Here is a 12324-nt window from a genome sequence, read left to right on the forward strand (position 1 = left end):
ATATTTTTGATTTTACCTATCAATTAAATTGAAATGATAGATTTATCCAACCAAAATATCAAAGAGAGGCACATCCCAATGTTCAATAGGCAATGTGTCAATTTGCTGACAAGCGTGAGCCAAACCAATAGGAAGAAAGGATTTTTGTTGCCAATTTTGCAAGGTTCGATCATAAAAACCTCCGCCCATTCCAAGACGATTACCTTGTTTATCGAATGCAACTAAGGGGGTAAAAAGAATATCCAACTCATTGAGTGGCAATACATTTTGAACATTCAATTTCGGCTCCCAAATACCAAAATGATTTTGCACCATCGGGGTATCGGGTAAGTATTGTAAAAAAAGTAAGTGATTTTTTGCGAAGGGATGCAAAACGGGCAAAAACACTTTATTATTTTTTTTCCAGAGTGCTTTTATTAATGATTGGGTCGAAATTTCACCATCAAAAGAAAGATATAACGCAATATTTATTGCCTGATGATGTTCAATTAAATCAAGGGCTTGCCCTGTAACGGCTTGCTCCGCCTGTTGCTGTTGAAGAGCGGTTAAATTTGCGCGAATTTTTCGGATTTGACGACGAATTTGTTGGCGTTGTTGCTGAGTATTCATAGGGGTAAACAAGAAAGAACCCGGAATGCCGTTGTGGGTGACAGTCCTTGAACCCGATGGTTCAAGGAAATCGATAAGGTCATTTTCAGGTTTCTTAATTCCTTTAATTATCCAGAAGGAAAATAAAGGCAAAGCCTACACACCAATGACGGGAAACCGATTTATAAGATTTTAAGTATCGGCTCAGGGACATAACCCATTAGCGAACATTCCAGGAAATCTTTATGCGGTTATACTAGCGAAAAGTAGGCATTTTTGCCAGACTTTATTTTTGAAATCTGCGATCTTGCTCACAAATTATTCTCTTGTTGAGAGAATACTCCCCAATGAATGATCCAACTGCTGAATACGCGTTTTCAAAACATCTTCAATTTGTGCATTTTTATTCTTTTCCTGCGTAAGCTCAAAACTTAAATTCAACGCGACAATAGACAGTACGCGATCAAGCTGAATCAATCCCGTTTTTTCTTTCATTTCGGAAACCAAGGCATCTAAATTTCGTGCGGCTTGGCGCAACGCATCTTCTTGATCCTGAGGTACATTTAAACGTAATACTTGCCCTAATACGACAATTTCAACCAGTTTTAATGACATTGTATTCCCTTTAATTGGTATTTTTGAGTGGGAAATATTATGCCATAGGCAAACTTTCCCGTCATATCTTTTACACGCAATCAGCGAGCCTACCTGTTCGCGCCCTTTCTGAATTTACGCTATAATGCGCTCACTTTAATCACATTGAATGAGATTTTTATGGCACAGATCGCAGCAAACCCACTGGTCTTAGTGGACGGTTCTTCTTATTTATATCGAGCGTTTCACGCATTCCCCCCATTAACCAATTCAGCCGGCGAACCAACTGGTGCGATGTACGGCGTGTTAAATATGCTGAAAAGCCTGATTTCGCAGGTGCAACCAAGCCACATAGCAGTGGTGTTTGATGCCAAAGGGAAAACTTTCCGTGATGAATTGTTTGAACAGTATAAATCCCACCGCCCACCTATGCCGGACGATCTCAGAAAACAAATCCAACCGCTCCACGATATGATCCGTGCCCTTGGTATTCCGCTTTTAGTGGTCGAAGGGGTGGAAGCCGATGATGTTATCGGCACCCTCGCGGTGCAAGCCTCCCATGCCGGTAAAAACGTGCTGATTAGTACGGGGGATAAAGATATGGCACAGTTGGTTGATGAGAATATTATGCTCATCAATACTATGAATAATAGCTTATTAGATCGCGAAGGTGTCATTGAAAAATATGGTATTCCACCGGAACTCATTATTGATTATCTGGCACTGATGGGCGATAGTTCGGATAACATTCCCGGGGTTGCCGGAGTGGGGGAAAAAACAGCACTTGGGCTGTTGCAAGGGCTTGGTAGTATGACTGATATTTATGCCAATCTCGACAAAGTCGCCGAATTACCGATTCGTGGTGCGAAAAAGCTCGGCGAGAAATTATTGGCGGAAAAGCAAAATGCGGATTTGTCTTACACCCTTGCGACCATTAAAACCGATGTTGCATTAAGTATCACACCTGATGAATTATTGCTTGGAGAAAGTGATAATGACCGCTTAATTGAATATTTCGGGCGTTATGAATTTAAACGATGGCTGAGTGAAGTAATGAACGGTTCGGATTCCATCACACAGGCTAGCGACCAAGCGGTTAAAATCAATCCATATCAAGCCACACCAACTATTTCTACTGAAAGTGCGGTTGAAAATCAGCCTAAATTTCAAATTGATCGCAGCCAATATGAAACCCTTCTGAGGGAAGCCGATTTAACCCGTTGGATTGATAAATTATCAAAGTCTAATTTATTCGCCCTAGACACGGAAACCGACAGTCTCAATTATATGGTAGCCAATCTCGTCGGGCTTTCTTTTGCCCTAGAAAATGGTGAAGCCGCTTACCTTCCGTTGCAATTAGATTATCTTGGTGCGCCAAAAACCCTTGAAAAAACAACCGCACTTTCTGCCCTCAAACCCATTCTTGAAAATGCCGACATAAAAAAAGTGGGACAAAATATCAAATATGATCTCACCGTTTTGGCTCGCAACGGTATTGAAGTACGGGGTGTCGCATTCGATACCATGTTGGAATCCTATGTGTTAGATAGCATCGGTCGCCACAATATGGATGATCTTGCCAAACGCTATTTAGGGCATCAAACCATTAGTTTTGAAGACATTGCGGGCAAAGGTAAAAATCAACTGACTTTCAATCAAATCCCCTTAGAACAAGCCGCCGAATACGCTGCCGAGGATGCCGATGTCACCATGAAACTCCACCAAGTTTTATGGGAAAAATTACAAAATGAAGCAAGCCTAACCGCACTTTTTGAAAATATTGAATTGCCATTACTCAGTGTCCTTTCACACATGGAACGAACCGGCGTGTTAATTGACAGTGATGCATTATTTATACAATCCAACGAAATCACCGCAAGATTGACCGCACTTGAAACGCAAGCCTATGAACTCGCCGGACAAACCTTCAATCTCGCCTCCACCAAACAATTACAAGAGATTTTGTTTGATAAGTTGGGCTTACCCGTTTTACAAAAAACGCCGAAAGGTGCACCATCCACAAACGAGGAAGTGTTGGAAGAGTTGGCTTACAGTCATGAATTACCAAAAGTCTTAGTGGAACATCGAGGATTGAGCAAATTAAAATCCACTTATACGGACAAATTGCCGCAAATGGTGGATCCAAATACGGGGCGTGTCCATACCTCCTACCATCAAGCCGTGACTGCCACAGGGCGTTTATCCTCCAGCGATCCGAATTTACAAAATATTCCGATCCGCAATGAAGAAGGTCGCCGCATTCGTCAGGCTTTTATTGCGCGTGAAGGTTATTCAGTAGTGGCAGCCGACTATTCCCAAATCGAATTACGTATTATGGCGCATTTATCTCAGGATCAAGGTTTGATTAACGCCTTTGCTCAAGGCAAAGATATTCACCGCTCGACCGCTGCGGAAATCTTCGGTGTGCCATTAGATGAAGTAACAAGTGAACAACGCCGCAATGCGAAAGCCATTAACTTTGGACTGATTTATGGTATGTCTGCCTTTGGGCTTTCCCGTCAGCTTGGCATCCCACGTATTGATGCACAAAAATATATGGATTTATATTTCCAACGTTATCCGGGCGTACAAACCTTTATGCAGGATATCCGCGAAAAAGCTAAAGCACAGGGTTATGTAGAAACCCTATTCGGTCGCCGTTTATATTTGCCGGATATTCACTCTGGAAACGCCATGCGCCGTAAAGGGGCGGAACGGGTTGCTATCAACGCCCCAATGCAAGGTACGGCGGCAGATATTATTAAACGCGCAATGATTAAACTTGATGAGCTTATCCGACAAGATCCTGATATTGATATGATTATGCAAGTGCACGATGAATTAGTGTTTGAAGTGCGGTCGGAAAAAGTGGAATTTTTTAGCAAACTCATCAAACAAAATATGGAAACCGCCGCCGAATTGGTCGTGCCGCTTATTGTGGGTGTAGGCGTGGGAAAAAATTGGGATGAAGCCCATTAAATTTAAGGAAACAATATGACATATCAAATTATTTGTAGCAAAGATTTCACCGCAAAACGCCCTTGGGGAGCCTTAGATATCACGGAAATGAACGGCATCAGCGTACGTTTACATTGGACGAATAAACCTTATAAGTGGCATATCAACGATGGCGAAGAAGTGTTTGCAGTAGTGGATGGTATAGTGGAAATGCACTACAAAGAAAATGGCGAAGAAAAAATGACATTACTTAAAACCGGCGACATTTTCCACGCCGGTATTGGCACTGAACATCTCGCCTCTCCACAGGGTGAAGCACGTATTTTAGTGATTGAAAAAGTAGGCAGTGTTTAATTATTGAAAATATGATAACCATGAATCAAGAAAAACTAGAACAAATTGAAAAGCCACTACTTTATATCGTCAAACGTGATGTTGTGCCGGCACTTGGCTGCACCGAACCGATTTCCCTTGCTCTTGCTTGTGCAACGGCTGCAAAATACTTAGGCAAAACACCAACCAACATCAACGCTAAAGTTTCCGCCAATTTGATGAAAAACGGTTTAGGTGTCGCCGTACCGGGAACAGGCATGGTGGGCTTGCCCATTGCGGCGGCAATCGGCGCCTTGGGCGGTGATCCTGACGGTGGGTTGGAAGTTTTAAAACAGATCACCGCACAACAGGTTTCAGCTGCAAAAGCTATGCTTGATCAAAAACGGGTGAGTGTCGATATTCACCCAACGGATCATATTCTCTACTCCGAAGCCGTGCTTTTTGCAGATAGTGATTGGGTCAAAGTCTCTATTCAAGATCAACATACCAATGTGATTTTAATTGAAAAAAATGGAGAGATCCTCTTTGAAAAAACCGAAAATGAATGTGCCGATACTGATCCCTATGAGGTTTTCAAAGAAGTCACCGCACGTGAAATTTTTGAATTTTCCTGCGAGGTTGTCTTAGCTAAAATTCGTTTTATCGGACAAGCCGCTGAGCTCAATCGAGCCCTTTCCAACGAGGGATTACGGGAAAATTACGGATTACATATCGGACGAACGTTACGTAAACAAGTGGGGAGCGGTTTAATTTCAGACGATTTACTCAGCAAAATCATGATCGAAACCACTGCGGCTTCCGATGCCAGAATGGGCGGTGCTACCTTGCCGGCCATGAGCAATTCCGGCTCCGGAAATCAAGGTATTGCAGCCACTATGCCTGTCGTGGTCGTTGCCGATTATTTGAATGTCGATGAAGAAAAACGCCTTCGAGCCTTATTTTTATCACATTTAATGGCGATTTATATTCACAGTAAACTACCAAAATTATCCGCACTTTGTGCCGTCACCACCGCCTCTATGGGAAGCTGCGCAGGCATTGCTTATTTACTAACGGGGAAATTTGAAACCGCCAGCATGGGGATTTGCAGTATGATCGGCGATATCAGCGGCATTATTTGTGATGGTGCAGCAAACAGTTGTGCAATGAAAGTCTCCACCAGCGTGGCATCGGGTTATAAATCTGTGTTGATGGCAATGGATGAAACCCACGTCACCGGCAATGAAGGCATCGTCGAACACGATCTTGATCGCACTATCGACAACCTCTGCGCCATTGCCTCGAAAAGTATGCAACATATCGATCGCCAAGTCATTGAGATTATGGTGAACAAGCCTTGTCCTTAGTTTTTCATAAAATCAAGTGCGGTCAAAAATTTAAAGATTTTTCCGGTATTATGTAGCAGTTGCACAAATCTGTGTCTTATTGTATCCACATAGGGTTGTGTAACTGTGACACAATAGGAAAACTTGATAAAATCGACCGCACTTTAGGTTCTGTTAAGGCAGAGAGTGCGGTCAATTTATTGAGTATTTTTTCTAGTAAATGCCAAATAAACTAAATAATAAGATAACAATGATTGTGGCAACAATCGGCATAATAAACGATGTTACGGCAATCTCAAGATAAGAGTCTCTATGAGTCATCCCCGTATTACTCAGTAAGGTTAATACTGCGCCATTATGAGGCATGGTATCCAAACCGCCGGAAGATAATGAGGCGATACGGTGAAACGCTTCAGGCGAAATACTTGCCTGTTTGGCTATCGCAAGATATTTTTCCCCTAACGCTTCTAACGCAATGCCCATTCCACCGGAAGCCGATCCCGTTGCACCGGCTAAAACATTAACTGCAACCGACAATGAAATTAACGGACTGCCCGGGATGTTTAAGATCATTGCCGTTAAATGTTCAAAACCCGGTGCCATTCTCACCACACTGCCAAAGCCGACAGCCGCTGCGGTATTGATAATCGCCCCTACCGCACCATTTGCCCCCTTGCCGATAGCGGGAATAAAGTGGCTACGTTGTTTCAAATTGAGCAAAATCACTAAACTGATTCCCGCTAATAACGCCAGTACGATATTTTTCGGATCGCCGTTTTTAAAACCAATTAACGGCGGCACAAAATTTAATACCACAATCACACTTACTAACGGCAGAATTGCCAGTAATGGGCTAGGCAGCCGTTCCTGCGGTTCTGTCGCAATCGCATTATCCGCTTCGATAAAATACTCACCGTTTGCCGCATATTTTTTACGGCGATATTCGAGATACGCCACCCCGCCGAAAAATAAAATAGCCGAGGCAGTTAAGCCCATTATCGGTGCCGCCATGGCGTCTGTGCCAAAATATTGGGTCGGAATTAAGTTTTGAATTTGCGGTGAACCGGGCAATGCGGTCATCGTAAAGGTAAATGCCCCGCAAGCAATGGTGCCGGGAATTAGTCGGCGGCTGATATTGGCTTCCTTAAAGACCGCTAACGCAAGGGGATAAACGGCAAACACCACCACAAATAAACTCACGCCGCCATAGGTCAATAATGCACAGCCTAACACAATAGAGGCGATCGCACTTTTCGATCCCATCACTTTGGTTAGCCAAACCGCAATGGATTTTGCACCGCCTGTGACATCCATTAAATTGCCGAATACGGCACTCAATAGAAAAGCAGGGAACCAGGCTTTAACAAAGCCGACCAAGCCATTCATATAACTGCCTAAATAGGCATCTAAAATATCTAGCCCGCCTGTGAAGGCAACAATCGCTGCACACAACGGGGCAATCCAAACAATCGAATAGCCTCGAAAGGCTAAAAACATAAGCAAAACTAATCCTACAAAAATGCCGATTAAACTGAGCATAGGGTTCTCCCAATTATTTTTATAATGAACGTTGAGTACTGCTTGTTCTTGATTGAAAAAAGACAGCACAACTCACCGCTTGCAGTGAGTTGTGCTATGAGGTACTAGCCGGCTGTCCAACCGCCATCCATCGGTAAACAAGCCCCTGAAATGGATGCGGCGGCATCGGAACAGAGGAATTTAACAAATTCACCGATCTCAGCCGGTTCAATGAGCCGTTTAACCGCTGCTTTTTGCAACATAATTTGACTCACGACTTCTTGCTCAGAAATGCCATGATGTTTGGCTTGATCGGCAATTTGTTTATCGACTAACGGAGTTCTCACATAGGCAGGACAAATCGAATTCACCGTAATACCGTATGCCCCTCCTTCTAATGCCGCCGTCTTGGTCAAACCGGATAACCCGTGTTTGGCGGAAACATAGGCAGATTTAAACTCTGATGCGACTAAACCGTGAATGGAGTTTAAGTGGATAACCCGTCCCCAACCTTTGTTTTGCATATAAGGCCAACTATATTTGGTGAGTAAAAACGGCGCGGTTAGCATCACATTCAGCATAAAATCCCAACGATCTTCAGGGAAATCCGCAATGGGTGAAACCGTTTGAATCCCAGCAACATTTACCAGAATATCCACCCCGCCAAACTCGGCAACTGCATAATCGACAACGGCTTTACATTCTGCCCGTTTGGATAAATCCGCCACAATATGTGCCGCTTGTAGTTTTTTGGCTTCTTGCTCTAAAAGGGCTTGATTGATGTCCGCCATCACCAGCTTGACCCCCGCTTGTGCGAGGCTTTGGCTGACTGCTAAACCGATACCGCTTGCCGCACCGGTCACAATCGCAATTTTGTTATTTAACATAGAGAGCTCCTATTGAATAAAAATTGAGGTTTAAAGACGTTCAACAATCATTGCAATGCCTTGCCCGCCGCCGATACAAAGTGTGGCTAATCCTAATTTTTGGTTTCTGGCTTGCAAGCCGTACAGTAAGGTGACTAAAATTCTGGCACCACTGGCACCAATCGGATGACCGAGAGCGATTGCTCCGCCATTCAAATTGGTTTTGGTTAAATCTAAATTGAGCTCTTTGGCAACACCCAGTGCTTGAGCGGCAAAGGCTTCATTCGCTTCAATTAAATCGATTTGGTCTAAGGCTAAGTTGGCTTTCTTCAAGGCTTTTTTGACTGCGGGAACAGGCCCTAAGCCCATTACTTTCGGATCATTGCCTGAGGCGGCATAGCTGCGAATACGGGCTAACGGTGTTAATCCCAGCGCTTTTGCCTTACTCTCACTCATTAACAGCAATGCCGCTGCTCCGTCATTTAAACCGGACGCATTGCCGGCAGTAACTGTGCCATCTTTAATAAATGCAGGACGAAGTTTGGCAAGGGTTTCGGCGGTAGTGTCAAAAGTTGGATGCTCATCTTGGCTAAACAGGGTTTCACCTTTACGGGTTTTCACACTCACCGGTACAATTTCTGCAGAAAACGCACCAGATTCAATCGCTTGTTTTGCCAAGGTTTGCGAACGAAGGGCAAATTGATCCTGCTCTTCTCGACTGAGCTGATATTGTTCCGCAATGTTTTCTGCCGTAATACCCATATGGTAATGATTGATCGCACAGGTTAAACCGTCTTCCACCATTGTATCTCTTAGGGTTAGGTTGCCCATTTTGGCGCCGAAACGAACTTTGCTGTCTAGCACATAGGGGGCTTGGCTCATATTCTCCATTCCGCCTACCACGATAGCCTCAGCATCACCTGTCGCAATGGCTTGTGCCCCAAGTACCACGGCTTTTAAGCCTGAACCGCACACTTTATTAATTGTAAAAGACGAAATATCTTCACCAATACCGGCTTTCAGTGCCGCTTGACGAGCCGGATTCTGCCCGAGACCGGCTTGCAGCACGTTGCCCATAATGACTTCATCGACTTTTGCCACATCTAGATTGGCACGTTTTAACACTTCATTAATGACAATAGCTCCCAAATCGACCGCACTTGTACTCGCCAATCCACCGCCAAAACGCCCGATAGCGGTTCGAGCCGCACTCACAATTACAATATTTTCCATTATGTTCTCCTTGTTGATTTATAAGAAATAGAGTCCGATGACAAAAATTGGGGTGGTAAAAATCAGGGCGGTCATACAATAGCCCATAATGTCCCTTACCCCGAGCCCTGCTATACCAAGTGCCGGCAACGCCCAAAACGGTTGTGCCATATTCGCCCACATATCGCCATAAGCAATCGCCATCACCGATTTACCTAAATCCGCCTCAAGCGAAAGTGCGGCAGGGATAACAAACGGCCCTTGAACGACCCAATGCCCGCCGCCCGACGGCACGGCAAAATTCACTAAAGCAGAGCTAAAGAAGGTTAAAAGCGGAAAGGTGTCTTTGCTGGAGATATTGACGAAAAACTCGGTAATCATGCCGCCTAATCCGGAATGTTCCATCATTAATTGCATACCGGCATAAAACGGGAATTGAATTAAAATGCCTGCGGTACTACGAGCGGCATTGGTAATCGCTCGAACATAGGCGGCAGGGGAGCCGTGCAATAAAATCCCTGTCATCAAGAAAATTAAATTGACCGAATTAATCGTCAAACTAAATCCGTTTTTGAAAAAAGTGAGGGCGAGATAACTAAATCCGGTACCTGCAATCACATAGGCTAACAAACGGCTTTCTTCAATACGTTCGGCAAAGGTGGCGTTTTCGTCTAAAGTCTTACTGAAATCCGGATCCGCTTGTAATAATTTCGGATCAACATTGCGAACGTCTTCGCCTTTGGGATTCATCATCCGTGTAATAAAAGGCAAACTGACTAACAACATTAAGATGATAAAAATGTTATAGCCGGTGAATAAGGTTTGGCTGACAGGTACGATACCTAAAGGATTGGATTCGGAACTAATAAGATGGGCAATAGGGTTATTCGGGGTGGCGGCTTGGAGTGGCATTGAACCGGAAAATCCACCGCCCCAGGTCATAAAGCCGATATAAGCACAGGCGATTAAGAGCGCATAATCCGTACCTCGAATACGTCTGGCGACTTCTTTGGCAAACATTGCCCCCACCACCAAACCAAATCCCCAGTTAATTGCACAGGCAAGGGCACTCATAAAGGTTACTAACATTACACCTTGGGCGGGCGTTTTAGCGATCGATGCCGTTATACCGAGAAAGCGGCGAATTTGTGGGGCGGAGGCAAGGGCGTTGCCCGTCACCACGACCATTGCCATTTGCATACTGAATGAGAGCAAATTCCAAAAACCGTCTCCCCACATATTGACTAATTGCACGGGCGTATTATCGGTGAATCCCCACGCACAGAAAAAAATCACTATACTTAGCAGAACCGCTAAAACAAGCGGTTCTGGCATATATCGACTGACTAATGTTGTCATACAACGGGAAATTCGGTTAATCATAGGAGTAATCCTTTTTGACTGATCACCATCGGTTTGAAATCATCGGCAACGATAAAATCAGCTTCTGTTTTCTGTCTGATGGTGTCTAAATCCACATCCGGTGCGTGTTCTTTTAACACAAGTTTGTCTTGTTCAAATTCAAACACCGCCAATTCGGTGACAATCATTTTGACTTTGTTTACCGCAGTTAAGGGTAGGCTGCATTGCTTGAGAATTTTTGAGCCGCCGGATTTCGCACAATGTTCCATTCCGATAATGACTTTTTTCGCTCCGGTCACTAAATCCATTGCACCTCCCATACCCGGCACCATTTTCCCCGGTACCATCCAATTTGCCAGATTTGCCTGTTGATCCACTTCTAACCCGCCAAGCACGCAGGCATCAACGTGACCGCCACGAATGAGAGAGAATGAAAATGCACTGTCGAAAAATGCTCCACCGGCTTTAATACCACAAGGTTGTCCGCCAGCATTCACGATATTCGGATTATCGTTTTGCGGATCGTGAGCGGTTAAACCTAAAAAACCGTTTTCCGATTGCAGGGTAATATCAACATTATCCGGTAAATAGTTCGCGACTAAGGTTGGTAGGCCGATACCTAAATTCACGATATCGCCATCTTTTAGCTCCATAGCAATACGGCGGGCAATTAATTCTTTTGCGTTCATAATGTTCTCCTTTAATGGCTAGAAACAAGGTAATCAACCAACATTGCAGGGGTCATAATTTGATTGGGATCGAGCGTGCCAGCTTTGACGATTTGCTCCGCTTCGACAATCACGGTTTTTGCCGCCAGCGCCATTAGTGGATTAAAATTGCGTGCCGCACCGTTATAAATCAGATTTCCCTCTTCATCGGCAATGTCGGCTTTCAGAATGGCAACATCGGCTTTCAACGGACGCTCTAACAAATAAGTCACCCCATCAAGCTCAATTTTCTGTTTACCCTCTTCTACCACTGTGCCGACACCGGTTGGTGTTAAAAATCCGCCTAAGCCTGCACCACCGGCTCTCACCCGCTCGGCAAATGTGCCTTGCGGAATTAACTCCACCTCAATTTCTCCGGCAATCATTTTTTTGCCTGTTTCGGGATTGGTACCGATATGAGAAGCCGACACTTTCTTCACCCGATTCTGCACAATCAACGGTCCAACCCCATTATGCACTTGGGCGGTATCGCTACAAATCAGGTGAATATTTTTAATCTCGGCAGATAACACCGCTTGTACGATTTTCTCAGGCGTACCGACGCCCATAAAACCGCCCGACATCAACGTCATACCGTCAAAGAAATGTTTCTTTAATTCAGTAATAGGGATAATTTTTGACATAGTTTTCTCCAAATTAATGTTTCCAATCAAAAATTTTTATAATAAAAAACATCCTTCGTTTAAAATAAAACGAACATCATAAATTTCTATTTAATTAAAAGGTATAAATACTGGAAATATGCCTAAATTAAGGTATAAAATGACAAAAAATTTCGTTACGAGAATGTATTTTCCTGTTATTTACCGAGTTTAAAAAGCAGAATATCAAAATGAATTT

11 protein-coding genes and 1 other RNA gene are annotated in these 12324 nt (G+C 43.9%); 3 read left to right on the forward strand and 9 right to left on the reverse strand.

The genetic code is table 11. The features are described 5' to 3' along the window. Positions 1-42 precede the first annotated feature (42 nt). From BKK47_RS09305 to BKK47_RS09315, 3 genes are all read right to left on the reverse strand, one after another. A complete protein-coding gene (locus BKK47_RS09305; protein ID WP_077494580.1) occupies positions 43-609 on the reverse strand; it encodes a 5-formyltetrahydrofolate cyclo-ligase in 567 nt (188 codons plus the stop codon). 13 nt (positions 610-622) lie between these two features. After that, positions 623-830, reverse strand: a non-coding RNA gene (ssrS, locus tag BKK47_RS09310) — 6S RNA. A gap of 76 nt (positions 831-906) precedes the next feature. Continuing rightward, positions 907-1203: a cell division protein ZapA gene (locus tag BKK47_RS09315; protein WP_077494581.1), complete on the reverse strand. Its 297-nt coding sequence runs from the start codon at positions 1201-1203 to the stop codon at positions 907-909. Between the two features lie 159 nt (positions 1204-1362). Between BKK47_RS09315 and polA the strand changes: the two genes are divergently transcribed. From polA to BKK47_RS09330, 3 genes are read left to right on the forward strand one after another with little or no spacing between them, the layout of a single operon-like run. Further along, positions 1363-4161 (forward strand): DNA polymerase I, encoded by a 2799-nt coding sequence (gene polA, locus BKK47_RS09320; protein WP_077494582.1) that lies wholly within the window; start codon positions 1363-1365, stop codon positions 4159-4161. A 15-nt stretch (positions 4162-4176) separates the two neighbouring features. Continuing rightward, positions 4177-4494, forward strand: coding sequence for a cupin domain-containing protein (locus tag BKK47_RS09325; RefSeq protein ID WP_077494583.1), 318 nt, complete (start codon positions 4177-4179; stop codon positions 4492-4494). A gap of 20 nt (positions 4495-4514) precedes the next feature. After that, the gene (locus BKK47_RS09330) at positions 4515-5819 is read left to right on the forward strand and encodes an L-cysteine desulfidase family protein (RefSeq protein WP_077494584.1); all 1305 of its coding nucleotides are present in this window, start codon (positions 4515-4517) and stop codon (positions 5817-5819) included. Positions 5820-6011: 192 nt separating this feature from the next. Here the strand turns inward: BKK47_RS09330 and BKK47_RS09335 are convergent, their stop codons facing one another. The 6 genes from BKK47_RS09335 to atoD all read right to left on the reverse strand — a co-directional run bounded on the left by BKK47_RS09335 (position 6012) and on the right by atoD (position 12107). Next, on the reverse strand, positions 6012-7337 hold the full coding sequence (locus tag BKK47_RS09335) for a GntP family permease (RefSeq protein ID WP_077494585.1): 1326 nt from the start codon (positions 7335-7337) through the stop codon (positions 6012-6014). A 104-nt stretch (positions 7338-7441) separates the two neighbouring features. Beyond that, on the reverse strand, positions 7442-8203 hold the full coding sequence (locus tag BKK47_RS09340) for a 3-hydroxybutyrate dehydrogenase (RefSeq protein WP_077494586.1): 762 nt from the start codon (positions 8201-8203) through the stop codon (positions 7442-7444). Between the two features lie 30 nt (positions 8204-8233). Then, complete coding sequence (locus BKK47_RS09345; RefSeq protein ID WP_077494587.1) at positions 8234-9415, reverse strand: acetyl-CoA C-acetyltransferase; 1182 nt, start codon at positions 9413-9415, stop codon at positions 8234-8236. A gap of 18 nt (positions 9416-9433) precedes the next feature. Beyond that, the gene (locus BKK47_RS09350; RefSeq protein ID WP_077494588.1) at positions 9434-10777 is read right to left on the reverse strand and encodes a TIGR00366 family protein; all 1344 of its coding nucleotides are present in this window, start codon (positions 10775-10777) and stop codon (positions 9434-9436) included. Continuing rightward, on the reverse strand, positions 10774-11445 hold the full coding sequence (locus tag BKK47_RS09355) for a 3-oxoacid CoA-transferase subunit B (RefSeq protein ID WP_077494589.1): 672 nt from the start codon (positions 11443-11445) through the stop codon (positions 10774-10776). The genes BKK47_RS09350 and BKK47_RS09355 overlap by 4 nt, the downstream gene beginning before the upstream one ends. A gap of 11 nt (positions 11446-11456) precedes the next feature. After that, a complete protein-coding gene (gene atoD / locus BKK47_RS09360) occupies positions 11457-12107 on the reverse strand; it encodes an acetate CoA-transferase subunit alpha (RefSeq protein ID WP_077494590.1) in 651 nt (216 codons plus the stop codon). Positions 12108-12324 lie beyond the last annotated feature (217 nt).

The sequence above is a fragment of the Rodentibacter mrazii genome (genome assembly GCF_001998825.1).
GTDB lineage: Bacteria > Pseudomonadota > Gammaproteobacteria > Enterobacterales > Pasteurellaceae > Rodentibacter > Rodentibacter mrazii.